We start from the raw sequence: 17,132 nt of genomic DNA on the forward strand, positions 1-17,132 counted from the left end.
TCCCGAGGTTCAGACAGGTCCGGCGACGGCGGCCAGGGCTTCGGCCGGCGCGGCGCCTTCCAGGTGGATCAGCGACCAGATTGCAAAGAACAACAGCGGCCAGCGTCCGGTTGCCTGCGCGCCGAAGCCGGCGCCGGCGTCGGCCCCGAGAACGCGCCGCACCGCCTCGACCTTTCCGATGCGCGTGGCGATCTCGCCGGCGCGCGGGGCGATCCAGGCGTCCACCGGCACGGTGAAGCCCTGCTTGCGGCCCCAGGGATCGGCGGCCGGGCAGGCCCGCTCCAGCCACTTGCGCAGCAGCCATTTCCCATAGCGCCCGCGCACCTTCATGCGGTCGGGCAGGGGGAAGGCGAACTCGGCCACCTGCGGGTCCAGGAACGGCGTGCGGCCCTCCAGGCCGTGGGCCATCAGGCAGCGGTCCAGCTTCAGCAGCAGGTCGTTCGGCAGCCAGGTGGCGATGTCGGCCCACTGGGCGCGCTGCAGCCCGCTGAGACCGCCCGGCGCCTTCGCAGCCGTCCGCCAGCGTTCGACGACGCCCCGGTCCTCGGTCCTCGGTTCCGCCGGCCGGCCGCCCAGCCAGGCCGGACGCAGGGCGCGGCGATAGCGGCCATAGCCGCCGAACAGTTCGTCGCCGCCCTCGCCGGTCAGCACCACGGTCAGCGTGCCCTTGGCAGCCTCGGCCAGCTTGTAGGTCGGCAGGGCGGCGTAGTCGGCGGTCGGGTCGTCCATCGCCCAGGCGACCTGCGGCAGGATCCGCCAGAAGTCCTCCTCGCCGAAGCTGGTCTCGCGCCAGTCGAGCTTCAGGGCGGTGGCGACCCGCTCGGCCTGCGCCCGCTCGTCGCGCGCGCCCGGCGCCTCGAAGCCGCAGGTGAAGGCGGTCACCGGCCGGGCGTTCAACCGCGCCATCAGGGTGGCGATGGCCGCCGAATCGATCCCCCCGGAGAGGAACAGGCCATAGGGCACGTCCGAGCGCTGGTGCACCCGCACGCTGTCTTCCAGCACCGCGTCCAGGCGGCGGAGATGTTCTTCCTCCCCTGCAGGGCGGGGGAGGGGGGAGGACGAAAGCCAGCTCCGCACCTCGCGCGGCGTGATCTTCCCGTCCACCACCTCGACGATCTCGCCGGGCGCCAGCCGGCGCAGGCCCCGGAAGATCGTCTCCTCGGTGAGCGTGTAGTTGAAGGCCAGCAATTCGCGCGCGCGGTCCTCCGACAGCTCCGCGCCGATCAGCCCCGCCGCCAGGAAGGCCCGCGGTTCCGAGGCGAAGGCGACCGCGCCCTCATGCTCCAGCAGATAGAGCGGCTTGATGCCGAACGGGTCGCGCGCCAGCCAGGTCCGCCCGTCCGCGCCCACCAGGCAGAAGGCGTACATGCCGCGCAGCCGCGCGAAGGCGGCCGGGCCTTCCTGGGCGTAGATGTGCAGCAGCGGCTCGAAGTCGGAGCCGGTGTGGAGCTGGTCCTTGAGGCCGAATTCCTCCGCCAGCTCGACATAGTTGTAGATCTCGCCATTGCCGATGACGGTCGAGCCAGCGCCGTGCAGCGGCTGCCAGCCGCCCTCCAGGTCGATGATCGACAGGCGCGCGTGGGCCAGGGAGCGCCGCTCGCCCTCTTCGACGAACACCCCGTCGGGGCCGCGATGGGTGAGGGTCTCGATCATCGGCCGGGCCGAGCCGCCCGCGCCGAGGATCCCCGCGATGCCGCACATCAGGCCGCCCCGTAGTCGGCGAACAGGCGCCGCCACTGGGCGACGACCGCGGCGGGCGAGAACTCGGCCTCGACGCGCTCGGAGCCGTTCTGGACCATGCGGATGCACAGCATCGGATCGGCGATCAGGCGATTGACCGCCTCGGCCAGCGCGCCGGCGTCGTCGACCGGGACCAGCAGGCCGTCCTGCTCGTCGCGGATCAGGGCCGAGGGCCCCTGGCTGGCGGCGGCCACCACCGGCAGGCCGTGGGCCCAGGACTGGATGACCACATTGCCCAGCGGTTCGTAGCGCGAGGGGAAGACGCAGATGTCCGCGGCCCTGTACAGCGCCGACGGATCGTTGCGCCAACCCAGGAAGCGCACGCGCGGCGCGACGCCCAGGGCGTCCGCCATGGCCCGCAGCTTGGCCTCCAGCGGGCCGGCGCCGCCGATCCACAGGTGGGCCTCGGGAATCTTCGCCAGGGCTTCCAGCGCGACGTCGTGCGCCTTGGAGTCGTGCAGCCGCCCCATGGCCAGCAGCAGCGGGACGTCCTCGGGCGTGCTCAGCTCGGCGCGGTCCGCGGGCGCGGCGTCCGCCGGCGCCAGGGCGAAGTTGGGGATGTAGCGGACCCTGCCGGCCGGCCAGCCCTGGCCCACTACCCAGTCGGCGATGTCCTCGGTGTTGGCGACCAGCTCCTCGAAGCCCTTGTAGTATTTGAGGTTGTAGTAGCCGCCCAGCCGCCCGATCCGCGCCCAGGGGCCGGCGGGCGTGTGGCGCGCGGCCCGGTTCATCCAGGCCAGGGCCAGCTTCACCTCGTGGCGGGCGGCGAAGGCCTTCAGCTTCGGGCGGGTCAGCAGGTCGATCGGTCCGCCGAATCGAAACACGCCGGTCGGCACGTCCAGGCGATCCAGGGCCGCTTCACGGCTTGGATTGGCGCGGATGGCGGCGGCCTGCTTCACCCCGTCGCCGGCCAGCGCCGCGACCAGATCGAGGAAATAGGTCTCCGCGCCGCCTTCGCCGGCCGTTCCCAGAAGATGCAGGACGCTCATGCCGGGGCGACCCTAGTGTGGGCCGCGCCAAAACGGAATCCGCTTTTGGTCGAGAGGTCGCATCCAACCCGCTTGAAGATGCGAAAAACCCACCCTATAAACCGCGCCTCGCCGAATGGCCCGGCGGCTGGGTAGCTCAGATGGTTAGAGCGGTGGATTCATAACCCACAGGTCGGCGGTTCGATCCCGCCCCCAGCTACCACCTGAGACCCACTTGGGTTCGGCAGCGTCAGATCCCGGTTCTTTCAGGAAATGGCTCAGATCGCCGTGCAGGGTGATGTTGACCGGCGCGCGCGGAGCGTCTGGTGAGCTTCCCGGTGGACAAGGAGCAGCCTGACGGCGTGATTCAGAGGGCTGTTCAGACGACGCTTGAAAGGATCATGCGACTTCAAGCGTCTGGATCGCCTCGATAGCCTCCCGGTTGGCGAGCGCGGCCACCGACAGGTCGTGCGTCGCCTGCAGGTTCAGCCAGAAGTCCGGCGTGGTCCCGAAGACCCGGCCCAGGCGCAGAGCCGTATCAGCGGTGATGTCCTGCTGCTCGCGCACGAGCCTTTCGATCCGCTGGCGGGCGTCGCCGAGCCCCATGGCGCGTGCGAGACGGCCAGCCGTCAGACCATAGGCCGGCATGTAGTCCTCGCGCAGGTGTTCGCCGGGGTGCGGGGCCGGTGCGGCGAACCGGGTGTAATCGTGGACCATGGCTTCCCTCCATGAGCGCTAGTGGTAGTCGACAAATTCCACGTCTTCGGGGCCTTGCGGACCCCAGGTGAAGCAGATGCGGTACTGTGCGTTCACGCGCACCGACCACTGGCCCGCTCGGTCGCCCGCCAGCTACTATTTTGAACAAGCGCCCCTCAGTCTCGGCGCAAGGTCCCTTCCCGAACGGCGACAAGCCTCGCCCGCGCCGGGTCAGCCGCGGGCGGCCTCTTCCGCGGCGATGGTGCGGATCGCCTGTTCGAAGGCCGCGGCGGGCTGGCCGCCGGAGATCAGGTAGCGGTCGTTGATGATGACGGCCGGGACGGAGTTGATCCCCGCCGAGAGCCAGTGACGTTCGGCGGCGCGGACCTCGTCGGCGTACCGGCCTGAGCTCAGCACCTCGCGGGCGGCCGCGGCGTCGAGGCCGGCCGATTGCGCGGCGGCGACCAGCACCTCGTGGTCGGCGGGGCTCTGGCCCTCGGTGAAATAGGCGTCGAACAGGGCGCGCTTGAGCCGGTCCTGGCCGCCGACGATCCCGGCCCAGTGCAGCAGGCGATGGGCGTCGAAGGTGTTGTAGATCCGGCTCTGGTCGCTGGTTTTCATGGTGAACCTGACCTCGGCCGCGCGGGCGTGGATCGCCGCGCGGTTGGCGGCCGACTGCTCCGGCGTGGAGCCGTACTTCTGGCCGATGTGCTCGACGATGTTCTGCCCCTCCGGCGGCATGTCCGGATTGAGCTCGAACGGCTGGAAATGGATCTGCGCGTCGACCAGGTCGCCGACATTGCGCAGCGCTTCCTCAAGCCCGCCCAGGCCGATGACGCACCAGGGGCAGGAGACGTCGGAGACGAAGTCGATCTTCATGGGCTTGGTCATGGCGCATCCCGCGAGCCTGGACGAACAACGCCCGCGCCGGGGGGAGGGGGGCGCGGGCGTTTCTCTGTGGACGCGAGCCGGCGGGGGGACCGGTATGCCTCGCTGTCGAGACAGAGATTGGGAGCCGGGCCCGACTTTGCAATGGCCCGCGGCTGCGCGATGATCGCGGCGGGTGATTGGGGGGCGCTGTCGTTGAAGACTTGGACGGTTCTTGCGGGCGTCGCGGTGCTGGCGGGCGGGTGCTCGCCCCGGGACTTCAGGGACAAGGCCAGCGACATCCAGTTGTGGGCGCAGCGGGGCTTCGCCGCATCCCAGGCCAACTACGGCGATAGCTGGTCCGACCGCGGGGGCGGCGGGGGCGGATACGCCCGTTCGCCCCAGGCTCAGGCCGAGGCCAAGCGCGCCGCCGTGGCCGCGGCGGCGGCGGCCGAAAAGGGAGCCGCGCGCCCGCCGCCGCCGCAACAGCGGTACGTCGTGATCATGCCGTAGGTCGGGCGCCGCTCAGCGGGCGTCGTCCGTGGCCCGGCGCAGCATCTTCACCCCGGCCTCGTCGGTGGCGTGCCAGAGCGCGGGCAGGAACCGGCGCAGGCCCCGCGTCCAGCGCCTGCGATAGCGCCAGCGCTCGCCGTCGGGGGCGATCTCGAGCTCGTAGGCCGCAGGCGGAGGCGCCTTGTCCATGATTGATCCTAGCGCGAAGCGTTCGCGACGCTGCGAGCAGGATCGGCGCCAGCCCCGCCCGCCTAGCGGTCGTCGCGCAGGTAGACGACGTTGGAGCGGCCGCTGTTCATCAGGTGCCCGATCAGGAAGCCGGCCAGCGCCGCGGCGCCCAGGGCGATGTACGGACGCTCGTGCACGAAGACGTCGGCCTCCTCGGCGCGCTGCTTGGCCTGCACCTTCAGCCGGCCGTACTGGACCTCGGCCTCCCGGCGGGCCTTGCCGACCTTGTCCTCGACCACGCTGCGGGCGTCGCGGGCGAAGGTCGTCGCCGCCTCGGCCAGGGCGCCGGAGGCCGCGACCGCGCTCTTCTGGGCCCGCTTGGCCGCACGCTTGGTTTCGGCGCGCACGTCGCCGGCGGCGTCCTTGAAGGTGTCGGCGGCTTCGCGCACGGCCTCGCGCGCGTCGCCGGTGGTGCCATAGGCGTTGGTCATGGGTGCTCTCCGCTCGATGGACGCGCCGCGCCCTTTACTCCTGGGGTGAGCCCTTGAAACGAGAGCGCGAAGCGACGGTTCCGGTCAGCCTACGGAAAAGGCGGCCAGGCGCCTTGCGCGCCACGCCCCGCAACTTTCATGGGCGCCGGCGTCAATCCGTCATTGCACTGCAGCAGAATAGGCGTACCTCGACTTTTGCAAGTGCACAGTTGCGTAGACCCGCCACGGGTCAAAATGAGGCAGTTCCGATGATCATGACGTCCCTTCGCGTTTTCCCCAGCCTGTTCATCGGACGCCGCGAAGTCATCCAGGCGGTCGAGAGCCCGGTGCTCACCGGCGCCGAGACCGGTTCGGTCTTCCTCTGCGGCGCCTGCGAAGAAGTCGTCGTCACCGGCCGCGACGCCGCGGAGATGCGCGACGTGGTCGTGAAGTGCCGCTGCGGCGAGTACAACCAGCTTTAGATCGCCACGATCCAGCCGTCGGTGAGGGTGGCGAGCGCCACCCCGGCCAGAACCATCTGGGCGCCGCCGCTCAGTGAGATGACCACGTCGGCGCCGATCTGCGCCAGCGTCCAGGTCGCGCCTTCGCTGACCAGCACGCGGTCGCCCTCGGCGCGGTTGAAGTCCATCACCCGGTCGAGGCCGGCCTCGCCCCAGGTGTGGAAGCTGTCCGCGCCGGCCCCGCCATACAGCGTGTCGTCGCCACGGTCGCCGGACATCCAGTCGTCGCCGTCCTCGCCGTACATGACGTCGTTGTGCTGGCCCCCGCGCATCACGTCCGCGCCCATGCCGCCATGCAGCGTGTCGTCGCCCATGTTGCCGTAGACGAGATCGGCCCCGTTCTCGCCGAACAGCAGGTCGCCGTCCTGGCCGCCGACCACCCAGTCGTCGCCCTCGCCGCCATAGGCGGTGTCGCGGCCCATGTTTCCGTGGATGTCGTCGAAGCCCGCGCCGCCGACGATGTAGTCGTCGCCGCTCTCGCCGCGCAGGAAGTCCTGGCCCTCGCCGCCGCTCAGGCTGTCGTTCCCGGCGCCGCCATAGAGGTCGTCATCGCCCGCCGCGCCGGTGAGGGTGTTGGCCGCGGCGTTGCCGTAGACGGTGTCGTCGCCCCTGCCGCCGATCGCGTTCTCGATGGTCGCGCCGATGGCGATCGCCACGTTGCCGGTCAGTCCGCCGACATTGGAGAACGCCCCTTCGCGCAGGTCGATGAGCTGGCGCATCGAGAAGCCGGAAAAGTCGAGGGTGTCGATGCCGCCGGCGTCCCAGACGGCGAAGATCAGCTTCTGGCCCGAGGCGATGGCGTCGAACCACGGCCGCCCGGCGGTGGAGTTGAAGCCGTAGACCGTGTCGCCGGTCCGGGTCGTCATGTTCGCCCCGTACTCGAGCTGGGCGGCGGCGATGTCGTCCAGCAGGGGCGCGGCGGCATAGCGGCCGCCGAAATAGGCGCCGGTGTTCTGCTCGCTGAAATAGCTCATCACCGTGAACTGGCGGGAGTCTTCGTAATAGAGCGCGTCGCCGGCGTAGGTCGGCGCGGCGTCGGCGTCGTAGTCGGCCGGGTGGCCCAGCCCGATGGCGTGGCCGATCTCGTGCACCAGCACCATGGCCCCGTAGTTGCCGAGGGCCGGCGCGGCGTTGGTCCCCTTGGTGATGTTCACCCAGACGTCGCCGGCGCGCGAGGAGGCCGCCATCGATCCGGGATAGAAGGCGAAGGCGGTCGCGCTGTCGCTGCCGCTGGAATAGTTGCCGAACAGGATCGTCGCGGAGTCGGAATAGGCCCCATCGCCCGACGACCCGTCCCCCTTGCGCACGAACCGGATGTTGGCCGCGTCGCTCCAGCCGGCCAGGGCCAGTTCGGCCTGGGCGATCTGGGCCGCGTTGAACCGCGAGAAGCCGGCGGTGTCCTCGGGCATGGTGGCCGGGGCGGTGGCTCGAAAGCCGTAGGTCACCGTCGCCGGCGCGCCCAGCATGCCGGACCAGCCCGGTTCGCCGCGGATGATCTGATCGGCGGCCTCGGCGACGGTGTAGCTCTGCTTGCCGTCGACGGCGCCGCCGCGTGCATCGGCGTTCAGCGAGGACTGGGGGGCGGTATCACGTGACATGGGGAAGCTCCCAGCCTCTTAACTCGTAGGCGCTCGCCGTCGGCCGGACAATTGTTGCGCCAGCCTAGGGCGGCTGGCTTGCGAAACGATTTACGCGACGCTGGCCGCGCCCCACTCGTTCCAGCCGGCGATCCGCGGCGTGCCCGGCAGGTACATCGTCTCCACCCGCTCGATCCTGAAGCCGGCCGCCGCGATGGCGCTGGCCACCGGCCGCGTCAGGTGGCAGCCGCCGGCCAGCCGCTTCCACAGGGGCTCGATCCGCCCCTGCCACTTGGCGACGTCCCTGTCCGGGGCCAGGCCATGCTCGCAGAACAGGAACCGGCCGCCGGGCTTCAGCACCCGCCGCGCCTGGGCCAGCGCCGCGGCCGGCGTGTGGACCGAGCAGAGCGTGAAGGTGCAGACCACCGTATCGAAGGCGCCGTCCTCGAACGGCAGGGCTTCTGCGGTCCCATCGGCGATCGAGACCGCCAGCCGCGGATCGCGCGGCGCGGCCTGCGCCTGGGCGCGCAATTCCGCGGCCGGGTCCACCCCGGCGACGCTGGTCACTCTGTCGGCGTCATAGAGCGCGAGGTTGAGGCCCATGCCGACCCCGAGTTCGAGCACCTTGCCCTCGGCCAGCGGCACGATCTTGGCGCGCTGCTTCATCATCGGCGGCGAGGCGCACGCGCAGGTCAGCAGCCGTGGCAGGATTCGGCGTTCGTAGAAGGTGGCCATGGGCCGACGATGACGCCTGTCGAAGGGCTCGCCTAGCCCTTACGCCGCGGCAGCATCATTGGAGCCGCCCAGGTTTTCCTGCAGCGTGCGCAGCAGGTTTTCCGGCTTCATCGGCTTCTCGACCACGCCGTTCATCCCGGCCTTCAGATAGGCGGCGGCGTCTTCGGGGTCGGCGTTGGCGGTCAGGGCGATGATCGGCACGCGGCCGGGCGCGCCGGGCAGGGCGCGGATCTCGCGCGTGGCGGTCACCCCGTCCATGCGCGGCATCTTGATGTCCATCAGGATCAGGTCGAAGCGGCCGGTGCGGGCGGCCTCGACGGCCTCGACGCCGTCGGTGGCCGACTCCGAGGTGCAGTCGAACATCTCGCAGAGGGTCTCGGCGACCATCCGGTTGGTGGCGTTGTCGTCGACCACCAGGATGTGCGCGGCGCGCTCGGTCTGGCCGAGGGTCTCCTCGGCGGGCGCCTCTTCGTGCGCGGTGGGCACGCGGACCTCGAAGACCAGCGTCTCGCCGGTCCCGACATTGGCTTCGGAGCGGACCTGCCCGTTCATGGCCTGGACGATCTGGCCGCCCAGGGCCACGCCCAGCGCGGTTTCCAGGCCGAACAGCGCCTCGATCTCGCGGATGTCGAGGGCGCGGTCGCCCATCACCCGCTCGGCCGAGCCGCGGATGCGGCCTTCCAGCCGGGTGACGTCGCCCTCGGTGACCGCTTTCAGCGTGGCTTCCACGGCCCCGCGCCGCACGCCGGCCAGCGCCTGGGCGATGAAGGCGTCGAAGATCTGGTTCATGCGCCCGCCGTCCACCATCACCAGGGTGTCGGGGTCGCCGTCATAGGAGACCAGCAGGGTGACGCCGCCGTCGGTGGCGCGTTCTTCCCAGCGCGCCTGGACGTCGTCGGCCAGTTCGGCCGCGCGCTTGGCCTGGGGTTCGAAGGATAGTCCGTCGGAGGCCGCGGCCTTGAGATCGGCCGACGAGGCCAGGATCTGCCGCACGGCGCGCGCCGCCTCGGTGACGCCGGCCACGCACGCCTGCGCATCCGCGCCCATAGGCTGGCGCGCCAGGCGTTCGGCCAGGGCCAGAACCCCCTCCATCTGCTGATGGATTTCGCTCGTTACGCGTTCGTAGAAGAACTCGGGCAATGACATGAACGCCAGGGTCCAAAGGGAACTTATGCTCAGCATGGGCCGAAGCGCTTGCGGAGACGTTAAATTCCACCCAGGGTTAGCGTAAATTGACGCTGAAGCGAAAAGGGCGCGTCGGGTTCCCGACAAGCGAAAAGGGCGGCGGGATCACTCCCGCCGCCCTTCGCTCTCCAGAAGCTGGCCGGTCTTAGAACCGGTATTGCAGCTCCACGCCGTAGGTCCGCGGCTGGATCAGGCCGCGGGTGATCGCGGTGCCGGTCTGGCGCAGATAGCCCGTCCCGCCGACCACCAGGCCAGGGTTCGGATCGCCGAACACCGCCGTCGGGTTGGTCGAGGAGGTCGAGGTGAAGCCCTCTTCGTCGGTGACGTTCTTCACGTAGCCGATGAGCGAGTAGCGGTCCTGGGCGTCCTTCCACAGCACCCGCAGGTCGGCGGTGCCGTAGGCCGGCACGGCGAAGTCGGGGTTGTCGAAGGGCTGGTAGGTGGTCTCGTCGGTCCAGGTGTAGCTGCCCGAGAGGATCAGCGAGCCCGGCTCGAAATCGAAGGTGTAGTTGGCGTTCAGCGCGAACTTGTTCTCCGGCGACTGGTAGATCTTCGATCCGGCCAGGTCCTGGAAGACCAGCAGCACGCCGTTGGTCACCGCCGTGCCGCCGGCCGGGCGGGCCGTCGACTTCAGCGCGCTGGGGTCCGCCGGGTCGTAGAAGCAGCAGCCCTTGGTGATCTCGGTGTGCAGGTAGCCGTAGGAGGCCGAGATCTGCAGCGGCCGGATCGGCTGCCACATGGCTTCCAGTTCCAGGCCGTAGGCTTCGGCGTCGACGTTGACGAAGTTGTTCGACGCCGCCGTGCCCGCCGCGTTGAGCTGCGACAGGTTGAGCTGCAGGCCTTCGAAGTCGTTGTAGAAGGCCGAGGCGTTCAGGATCAGGCGTCCGCCGATGGTCTGCTTCAGGCCGAGCTCATAGGCGTTGACCGACTCTTCGTCCGCAGTCGGCTTGGGCGCCAGGGTGCCCAGCAGGAAGCCGCCCGACTTATAGCCGCGGCTGTACTTGGCGTAGACCAGGGTGTCGTCGTTCGGCGTCCAGTCCAGGTTCAGGGTGCCGGTGACGGCGCTCCATTCGTCCGACAGGTTGCGGTAGTTCTGAACGCCGGGGAGGGTCGGGTCCATGTCGCTGGAGACGTCCACGGCCGCGCCGCCGAAGGCGCTGGTCGGGTTGAACAGCACCAGGCGCTGGTACTCGTAACCGTCCTTCTGGTCCTTGGTGTAGCGCAGGCCGCCGGTCAGGGCCCACTGGTCGTTGAACTCATAGGTCGCCTGGCCGAACACGGCCCAGGCCTTGGACTCAAGCTGCGCCTGGTTGTCGGCGAAGTTGCGCGAGGGATTGGTTTCCGGCAGGCCGGCCAGCGCCAGCGGCGTCACGCCGGCCGGGCCGTAGTGGAAGCTGGGCAGGCCGAGCTCAGCCTGCAGCGGGCTCGCGAGCTGGATGCGCTGCTTGTACTCTTCCTTGTACTGGTAGAGGCCGACGATCCAGTTCAGCGGGCCGTCGCCGTTCGACGACAGGTTGATCTCGTTCGAGAAGTACCGCTTGTGTTCGTCGAAGTCCGTGGTCTGGTCGCTGAACACCGGCACGCCGTTCATCAGGTACGAGCTGGTGCGGCTGGCGCCGTCGTAGTCGCCGCCGGTCTGGTAGTTGTACTTCTGGAAACCGCCGATGTACTTCAGGCTCGCCCAGCCCAGATCGTAGGTGATCGAGGTGGTGAACAGGTGGTTGCCGCGCAGTTGGCCATAGCCATCGCGGTTGGTCGACTGGGTGTAGGGATCGGCGACGCCCGGGTTCGGGGTGGTCAGGCCGAACTGCCCGTTCGGCACCAGGCCGCCGATCGGCTGGAAGAAGCGGGTGGTGTCGTAGGGCGTGATCAGGTTCGCCAGACGGTCGCCGACGCCCGTCGAGTCGTCCCAGTTGGACCGCGAGTAGCGCGCCCAGACGTCGAGGTTGTCGCCCAGCTCGGCTTCGGCCTGGATCTCGAAATAGGTGCGCTTGATGGTGGCGCCGTCGTTCGCGCCGCCGATGTTCTCGATGAAGCCGTCGCGCTGCCAGTCCTGGCTGCCGCCGATCTTGAAGCGCAGGTTGTCGGCCACCGGGACCGAAAGGACGCCTTCGATCTTCGAGCGGTCGAAGTTGCCGTAGCCGGCGCGGATCTCGCCGCCGAACTCGTGCGACGGGCGTTTGGAGATGGTGTTCAGCGCACCGCCCATGGCGTTACGGCCATACAGCGTGCCTTGCGGGCCGCGCAGGATTTCCGTCCGCTCGACGAACAGCGAGCTCTTGAACAGTTCCGACGAGGAGGCCGAGTAGAAGCCGTCGGTATAGGCGGCCACGCCCGGGTCGTTGCCGATGTAGAAGGTGTTGCGGCCGGCCCCGCGCAGCGACACGCGGTCGGTGCCCGAATAGTTCATGCCTGGCGTGAAGTTCACGAAGTCCTGGATGCCGGTCATGCCGCGGATGTCGCGCTGCTCGGAGGTGTAGGCCGAGACGGCCACCGGCACGTCCTGCAGCGCCTGTTCGCGCTTCTCGGCCGTGACCACCAGTTCTTCGATCTGGAAGGCGTCGGAGTCCTGAGCCAGGACGGGGGTCGAAATTGCCGAGAGCGTCAGAACCGAAGCGCTCAGGGCCAACATGGTCCGCAGACGCGGGGCGTTGGTAGCCATCAGTATCCTCCCAGGGCGGAGGGGCGTGGAGCGCCCTCTTCATATCCGCCCGCATGATGTGCGGTGTTTCCAGCGCGGGGAGGCGCCGGGTGGCGGAACCTCGGTCTGACTGACGCCAACGTCAATGTGACGCGCGGTAACTGATCGTGATTCAGTCGAGCTTTCGTATTTCTGTGGCCGAAATACCGCGCTTTCAAATCGTGCGTACAAAAATGACCGTCGTTCGACGGCGACTTAGTGAATCAAAGGAAAGCGTGGGCGCGGAAACAAGCCTGGCGGAAACTCCGGCATACCCGATCCACAAAATGGCGTTCGGATTTCGCTGTGGGCGCCAAGAAAAAGGCCGCCGTCCCGAGGGGCGGCGGCCAAGGCCTTACGGCTGGGTAAATTCAGTGATCAGAAGCGCTTCTGCAGCGAAACGCCGTAGGTGCGCGGCTCGGTGTAGAAGGCGTTGCGGAACAGGCCCGAGGAGTCGTCGGTCAGGTAGAAGTCGGTGATCGCTTCCTCGTCGGTCGCGTTCTTGACGTAGACGCCGACTTCCCAGCCGTTCGCCGGGTTGCTGAGGGTCAGGGTCAGGTTGACGTTCTGCCAGTCGTCGAGCCGGTCCGGTTCGGTGTTGTAGATCCGGGCGAAGGTCTCGGTCTGCTTGTAGTAGTCGCCGCGCGCGGTCAGCGACCAGTCGTTGCCGAAGTCCCAGGTGTATTGGGCGCCCAGCGCGATGGTCCAGTGCGGCGCGTTCGGCAACTCCTTGCCTTCCAGCGAGATCGGCACGCCGTCGCTGACCAGGCCGCCGAAGGCGTTGGTCCCGACCGCCAGCGCGCCGCTGCCGATGTTGGCGCCCGCGCCGGCCGTCGAGGCCGGGGTGCAGACGCCGAGCAGGGCGAACGGGTTGTCGGTGGCATTGGAGACGGTCAGGGCCGTCTGGGCCGCGGCCAGGTTGACCACGCAGTTCGAGGCCGCGCTCGACTTGACCAGCACCAGGTTCGGGTCGCCGCCCGTGCGGTTGAAGGTGTCGATCGAGGTGCCCGAGCTGATCTCGGTGTCGAGCCAGCCGATCTGCGCGTTGAGCCGCAGGCCCTGCAGCGGTTGCCACACCGTCTCCAGCTCCACGCCCTTGATCTTGGCGTCGATGTTCTCGTTGGTCGAGGCGCGGTTGACGATCTTGGAGACCTGATAGCCTTCGTAGTCGTAGTAGAAGGCCGTGGCGTTCAGCGTCATCGTGCCGTTCAGCACCGTGTTCTTGGCGCCGATCTCGTAGGAGTTGATGAACTCCGGCGCGAAGGTCGCCGGGCCGCAGATCACGCCCGCGCCGCCGCTGCAGGGGGAGTTGAGGCCCCCGGCCTTATAGCCGCGCGAGAAGAAGCCGTAGATCAGGGTGTCGTCGGTGAAGCTGAGGTCGGGCTTCCAGTCGAAGCCGATGCGGCCGGTGGTCTCCTTGAACTCCACGTGCAGGATGTCGGGGGTGCCCGGCAGCGGCCCGCCCATCCCGAAGCCCGGAATGCCCAGTGCGACCTGGTGGTTCTCGACCTCCTTGTCGTCGACCGTATAGCGCAGGCCGCCGGTGAACTTCAGGGTGTCGGTCGCCTGCCAGTACAGTTCGCCGAAGAAGGCGTGCGAGCGCAGGTCGTAGGGGCCGTAGGCGTCGTAGTAGTTGCGGCCCGAGCGGTCCGGTTCGTAGTTCTGGTCGATGGTGATGCAGGGCGCGGGGCCCGCGCAGTTCGGGTTGCCGACGCCCAGCAGGTTGTTGATCTGGTAGTAGCCGGTCCCGGTGTTGAACATCACGTAGTAGTCGCCGGTCCCCTGGTAGCGGACCATGATCGCGCCGACGTTGAAGTTGAACGGGCCGTCATAGGCCGACTGCAGCCGGATCTCCTGGCTCCAGCCCTCGGTGAAGGCCGAGGAGATGTCGCTGGTGGTGAAGCGGTTGAACGGCCGGTTCTGGGCGTCGTTGATCACCCCGCCGGGGAACAGCGCGCCGTAGATGGCGTCGTAGCCCGGCACCCCGGCGAAGGCGTTGACCGGGTTCGGCGTGGTGTTGAAGTTCGCGCTGGGGACGTAGCGGTTGTAGTCCTGGCGCGTATAGAGGTCGAACTTCGTATAGGCGCTGAGCCAGGTCAGCCGCAGTTCGTCGGTGATGTCCCAATCGATGTTGAACTCGTAGATGTCGGTCTTCGAGCGGTAGATCGGGTCGAAGGTGGATTCGATGTCGCGGACGTTGGTCGTCTGCATCTTGCCGGCATAGGCGTCGCCGGTCTGGAAGCCGCCGAGCGCGCCGAACAGGCCGCCCAGGGTGGCCTGCGAGTTCACGGTGCCCAGCGCCCCTTGCGAATAGAGCGAGGTCGCCGAACAGCCCTGGCTGAACAGGCCGCGCTGGATCTGGCCGATCAGCCCGCCGGCCGCGGCCGAATAGCCGACGCCGCCGATGTCGGCCGGCCCCAGGTCCTTGGTGCAGAACTGCTTGCCGATCCGCGAGCGGTTGTCCTCCTCGTCGAAGTGATCCCACAGGAAGTAGGCGTGGAAGGTGTCGTAGGGGTTGAAGGCCAGCGTGGCGCGCAGGCCGTAGAGGTCGCGGTCGTCGGCGTCGTTGCCGGTCACCAGGTTGTCGCCGAAGCCGTCGCGCTTCAGGTACGAGCCGGCGACGCGCAGGGCGAACTGGTCGCCCAGCGGCAGGTTGATCATGCCGCGCAGCTTGCGGGTGTTGTAGTTGCCGAGCTCGCCGCGGATCATCGCCTCGAACTCGTCGATCGGCTTGGCGGTGATCAGGTTGACCACCCCGCCGGTGGCGTTGCGGCCGTAGAGCGTGCCTTGCGGACCGCGCAGCACCTCGACCCGTTCCACGTCGTAGAACTCGGTCTCGAACAGGTTGTTGGAGATCAGCGGCGCGTTGTTCAGGTGGATGCCGGTGCCGGCGTCACCGGAGCCGGCGACGAGCTTGGAGCCGATGCCCCGGATCTGGAAGTTGTAGCCGGTGAAGTTCCCCTTGGAGAAATTCACGTTCGGAACGGCGATGACCAGGTTCGGACCGCCGTCGATCTTGGCCTTTTCCAGAGCGTCCTGGTTGAAGGCCGACACGGCGATCGGGACGTCCTGGAGGGCTTCCTCACGTTTCTGGGCGGTCACCACCAGTTCTTGAATGACGTTCTGGGACCAGGCCGGGGACGCAACTGAACTCAACGCGACAGCGGATGCGCCCACGATCAGCAGGCTCCGCAACTGCAGAGTATTCACCATTCCAGGTTCCTCCCAAGACGCCCGAGGCTCTCTACAAACCGGCCCGGTGCGTCACCTTGCGCCGCGTAAGCATTCGTCCAGGGGATCGCGGCATGTCCCCCGAATTGCCAAGGCTCGCGCTCACTTGTGGAGTCTGTCAACGTGACGACGATAAGTTATCGACGTTCAGGTCAAAACTAACCATTTGCTGTTGCTGAAATGCACGTAAGTCAATCCTCGCAATTCAGGGTGGTTTTCGAGATGTCGATTTGGCGGCTGCTTTAGCGGGTGCGGTATTCGCGATGCCGCACATGCGAAGGCCTTGTTCGCAAAGGCCAATTAGACTCCGTGGTATGGGCGGGCCCGCGAACGATCGCCGCGGCGGGCTTCCGGTTTGGGCCGCGCGCGCGCATATGGGGCCGATGAGCGAAGCTTCTCCGCAGTCCCGCGCCCTGGTCCTGTTCTCGGGCGGTCAGGATTCCAGCGTCTGCCTGGCCTGGGCCCTGGCCCGTCACGGCCATGTCGAAACCGTCGGCTTCGACTACGGCCAGCGGCATTCGGTGGAAATGGAACAGCGTTCCGTGGTTCGCGAGGCGATCCGCGCCCGCTTCCCGCAATGGGCCGACCGCCTGGGCGAGGATCACGTCCTCGACCTGACCGGCTTCGGCGCGGTCGGCGACACCGCCATGACCGCCGACCGGGCGTTCGAGATCACCGAGAAGGGCCTGCCGAACACCTATGTGCCCGGCCGCAATCTCGTCTTCCTGACCTATGCGGCCGCCCTGGCCGATCGCCGCAAACTGAAATTTCTAGTGGGCGGGATGTGCGAGACCGACTTCTCCGGCTATCCGGACTGCCGCCGCGAGACGCTCGACGCCCTGGAGCGCGCGCTCAATCTCGGCATGGCCCAGGATTTCGTCGTCCAGACCCCGCTGATGTGGCTGACCAAGGCCCAGACCTGGGGCCTGGCGCAGCATCTGGGCGGCCAGGCCTTGATCGAGATCATCGTCGGCGACAGCCATACCTGTTACCGCGGAACCCGTGGCGAGCTGCACGATTGGGGACATGGCTGCGGCGACTGTCCGGCCTGCGATCTGCGCGCCAAGGGCTGGAACGAGTGGGTCGCCGGCGGGCGAGCGGAAGTCGAGGCATGAGCTACGCGGTCAAGGAGATCTTCCTGACCCTGCAGGGCGAGGGCGGCCAGGCCGGCCAGCCGGCGGTGTTTTGCCGCTTTGCGGGATGCAACCTGTGGTCGGGACGCGAAGAGGATCGTGCGAAAGCGGTCTGCACGTTCTGCGACACCGACTTCGTCGGCATGGACGGCGAGGGGGGCGGACGCTTCGCCACGCCCGAGGATCTGGCCGCGGCGGTCGAGGCGGCCTGGACCGGCGGACTGGAGCATCGGCTGGTGGTCTGCACCGGCGGCGAACCCCTGCTCCAGGTCGATCCGCCGCTGATCGCCGCGCTCCACGCCCGCGGCTTCCGCATCGCCCTGGAGACCAACGGCACCCTGCCGGCGCCCGAGGGGATCGACTGGATCTGCGTCAGCCCCAAGGCCGACGCCGAGGTCGTCCAGACCCGCGGCCAGGAGCTGAAGCTGGTCTTCCCGCAGCCGCTGGCCGATCCGTCCCGGTTCGAGGCCATGGATTTCGAGCGCTTCCTGCTCCAGCCCATGGACGGCCCCGCGCGCGTCGAAAACACCCAGGCGGCGATCGCCTATTGCCTTGCGCACCCCCGGTGGCGTTTAAGCGTCCAAACTCATAAGTATCTGGGCATTCCGTGACACGCGCGCACGCGCGGCCGGACGCCCCCATGACCCG

15 protein-coding genes and 1 tRNA gene are annotated in these 17,132 nt (G+C 68.3%); 5 read left to right on the plus strand and 11 right to left on the minus strand.

What is annotated here, in order from left to right; all coding sequences use genetic code 11:
- Positions 1 to 9: 9 nt before the first annotated feature.
- Together asnB and RTL41_RS03750 are read right to left on the minus strand one after the other, a co-directional pair.
- A complete protein-coding gene (gene asnB / locus RTL41_RS03745) occupies positions 10 to 1,701 on the minus strand; it encodes an asparagine synthase (glutamine-hydrolyzing) (protein WP_312161475.1) in 1,692 nt (563 codons plus the stop codon).
- The gene (locus RTL41_RS03750; RefSeq protein WP_312161477.1) at positions 1,701 to 2,729 is read right to left on the minus strand and encodes a glycosyltransferase; all 1,029 of its coding nucleotides are present in this window, start codon (positions 2,727 to 2,729) and stop codon (positions 1,701 to 1,703) included. The genes asnB and RTL41_RS03750 overlap by 1 nt, the downstream gene beginning before the upstream one ends.
- A gap of 125 nt (positions 2,730 to 2,854) precedes the next feature.
- On the opposite strand from RTL41_RS03750, the gene RTL41_RS03755 reads away from it, so the two are divergent.
- Positions 2,855 to 2,931, plus strand: a tRNA-Met gene (locus tag RTL41_RS03755).
- Between the two features lie 176 nt (positions 2,932 to 3,107).
- Here the strand turns inward: RTL41_RS03755 and RTL41_RS03760 are convergent.
- Together RTL41_RS03760 and RTL41_RS03770 are read right to left on the minus strand one after the other, a co-directional pair.
- The gene (locus tag RTL41_RS03760) at positions 3,108 to 3,425 is read right to left on the minus strand and encodes a HigA family addiction module antitoxin (protein ID WP_312161479.1); all 318 of its coding nucleotides are present in this window, start codon (positions 3,423 to 3,425) and stop codon (positions 3,108 to 3,110) included.
- 210 nt (positions 3,426 to 3,635) lie between these two features.
- On the minus strand, positions 3,636 to 4,295 hold the full coding sequence (locus RTL41_RS03770; RefSeq protein ID WP_312161481.1) for a DsbA family oxidoreductase: 660 nt from the start codon (positions 4,293 to 4,295) through the stop codon (positions 3,636 to 3,638).
- Between the two features lie 192 nt (positions 4,296 to 4,487).
- Here RTL41_RS03770 and RTL41_RS03775 point away from each other — a divergent pair, with 192 nt between their 5' ends.
- On the plus strand, positions 4,488 to 4,784 hold the full coding sequence (locus RTL41_RS03775) for a hypothetical protein (protein WP_312161483.1): 297 nt from the start codon (positions 4,488 to 4,490) through the stop codon (positions 4,782 to 4,784).
- Positions 4,785 to 4,796: 12 nt separating this feature from the next.
- Here the strand turns inward: RTL41_RS03775 and RTL41_RS03780 are convergent, their stop codons facing one another.
- Entirely contained in the window at positions 4,797 to 4,973 is a 177-nt protein-coding gene (locus RTL41_RS03780) for a hypothetical protein (RefSeq protein WP_312161485.1), read from the minus strand.
- Between the two features lie 62 nt (positions 4,974 to 5,035).
- The gene (locus RTL41_RS03785; RefSeq protein WP_312161487.1) at positions 5,036 to 5,443 is read right to left on the minus strand and encodes a hypothetical protein; all 408 of its coding nucleotides are present in this window, start codon (positions 5,441 to 5,443) and stop codon (positions 5,036 to 5,038) included.
- 254 nt (positions 5,444 to 5,697) lie between these two features.
- Here RTL41_RS03785 and RTL41_RS03790 point away from each other — a divergent pair, with 254 nt between their 5' ends.
- Positions 5,698 to 5,904 (plus strand): hypothetical protein, encoded by a 207-nt coding sequence (locus tag RTL41_RS03790; protein WP_312161489.1) that lies wholly within the window; start codon positions 5,698 to 5,700, stop codon positions 5,902 to 5,904.
- Here the strand turns inward: RTL41_RS03790 and RTL41_RS03795 are convergent.
- The 5 genes from RTL41_RS03795 to RTL41_RS03815 all read right to left on the minus strand — a co-directional run bounded on the left by RTL41_RS03795 (position 5,901) and on the right by RTL41_RS03815 (position 15,333).
- Positions 5,901 to 7,541, minus strand: a complete 1,641-nt coding sequence (locus tag RTL41_RS03795) for a M10 family metallopeptidase C-terminal domain-containing protein (protein WP_312161492.1) — start codon at positions 7,539 to 7,541, stop codon at positions 5,901 to 5,903. The genes RTL41_RS03790 and RTL41_RS03795 overlap by 4 nt on opposite strands.
- Positions 7,542 to 7,631: 90 nt before the next feature.
- Complete coding sequence (locus RTL41_RS03800) at positions 7,632 to 8,255, minus strand: class I SAM-dependent methyltransferase (protein ID WP_312161494.1); 624 nt, start codon at positions 8,253 to 8,255, stop codon at positions 7,632 to 7,634.
- 39 nt (positions 8,256 to 8,294) lie between these two features.
- A complete protein-coding gene (locus tag RTL41_RS03805) occupies positions 8,295 to 9,401 on the minus strand; it encodes a response regulator (protein WP_312161495.1) in 1,107 nt (368 codons plus the stop codon).
- A gap of 184 nt (positions 9,402 to 9,585) precedes the next feature.
- Positions 9,586 to 12,102 carry a TonB-dependent receptor gene (locus RTL41_RS03810; RefSeq protein WP_312161497.1) on the minus strand — a complete coding sequence of 839 codons (2,517 nt, stop codon included), beginning with the start codon at positions 12,100 to 12,102 and terminating at the stop codon, positions 9,586 to 9,588.
- A gap of 396 nt (positions 12,103 to 12,498) precedes the next feature.
- Positions 12,499 to 15,333, minus strand: a complete 2,835-nt coding sequence (locus RTL41_RS03815; protein WP_312161499.1) for a TonB-dependent receptor — start codon at positions 15,331 to 15,333, stop codon at positions 12,499 to 12,501.
- Between the two features lie 401 nt (positions 15,334 to 15,734).
- Between RTL41_RS03815 and queC the strand changes: the two genes are divergently transcribed.
- Positions 15,735 to 16,466: a 7-cyano-7-deazaguanine synthase QueC gene (queC, locus tag RTL41_RS03820; protein ID WP_312161501.1), complete on the plus strand. Its 732-nt coding sequence runs from the start codon at positions 15,735 to 15,737 to the stop codon at positions 16,464 to 16,466.
- Entirely contained in the window at positions 16,463 to 17,095 is a 633-nt protein-coding gene (gene queE, locus RTL41_RS03825; RefSeq protein WP_312161503.1) for a 7-carboxy-7-deazaguanine synthase, read from the plus strand. The genes queC and queE overlap by 4 nt, the downstream gene beginning before the upstream one ends.
- Positions 17,096 to 17,132: the final 37 nt, after the last annotated feature.

This window comes from Phenylobacterium sp. (assembly GCF_031984885.1).
Taxonomy (GTDB): domain Bacteria; phylum Pseudomonadota; class Alphaproteobacteria; order Caulobacterales; family Caulobacteraceae; genus Phenylobacterium.

Bases quoted from the DNA above. Each gene is read 5' to 3' on its own strand.
- queC (WP_312161501.1), top strand. From the start codon at position 15,735: ATGAGCGAAGCTTCTCCGCAGTCCCGCGCCCTGGTCCTGTTCTCGGGC.
- RTL41_RS03790 (WP_312161489.1), top strand. From the start codon at position 5,698: ATGACGTCCCTTCGCGTTTTCCCCAGCCTGTTCATCGGACGCCGCGAA.
- RTL41_RS03815 (WP_312161499.1), bottom strand. From the start codon at position 15,333: ATGGTGAATACTCTGCAGTTGCGGAGCCTGCTGATCGTGGGCGCATCC.
- RTL41_RS03780 (WP_312161485.1), bottom strand. From the start codon at position 4,973: ATGGACAAGGCGCCTCCGCCTGCGGCCTACGAGCTCGAGATCGCCCCC.
- RTL41_RS03805 (WP_312161495.1), bottom strand. From the start codon at position 9,401: ATGTCATTGCCCGAGTTCTTCTACGAACGCGTAACGAGCGAAATCCAT.
- RTL41_RS03750 (WP_312161477.1), bottom strand. From the start codon at position 2,729: ATGAGCGTCCTGCATCTTCTGGGAACGGCCGGCGAAGGCGGCGCGGAG.
- asnB (WP_312161475.1), bottom strand. From the start codon at position 1,701: ATGTGCGGCATCGCGGGGATCCTCGGCGCGGGCGGCTCGGCCCGGCCG.
- RTL41_RS03760 (WP_312161479.1), bottom strand. From the start codon at position 3,425: ATGGTCCACGATTACACCCGGTTCGCCGCACCGGCCCCGCACCCCGGC.
- RTL41_RS03800 (WP_312161494.1), bottom strand. From the start codon at position 8,255: ATGGCCACCTTCTACGAACGCCGAATCCTGCCACGGCTGCTGACCTGC.
- RTL41_RS03810 (WP_312161497.1), bottom strand. From the start codon at position 12,102: ATGGCTACCAACGCCCCGCGTCTGCGGACCATGTTGGCCCTGAGCGCT.
- RTL41_RS03770 (WP_312161481.1), bottom strand. From the start codon at position 4,295: ATGACCAAGCCCATGAAGATCGACTTCGTCTCCGACGTCTCCTGCCCC.
- queE (WP_312161503.1), top strand. From the start codon at position 16,463: ATGAGCTACGCGGTCAAGGAGATCTTCCTGACCCTGCAGGGCGAGGGC.
- RTL41_RS03785 (WP_312161487.1), bottom strand. From the start codon at position 5,443: ATGACCAACGCCTATGGCACCACCGGCGACGCGCGCGAGGCCGTGCGC.
- RTL41_RS03795 (WP_312161492.1), bottom strand. From the start codon at position 7,541: ATGTCACGTGATACCGCCCCCCAGTCCTCGCTGAACGCCGATGCACGC.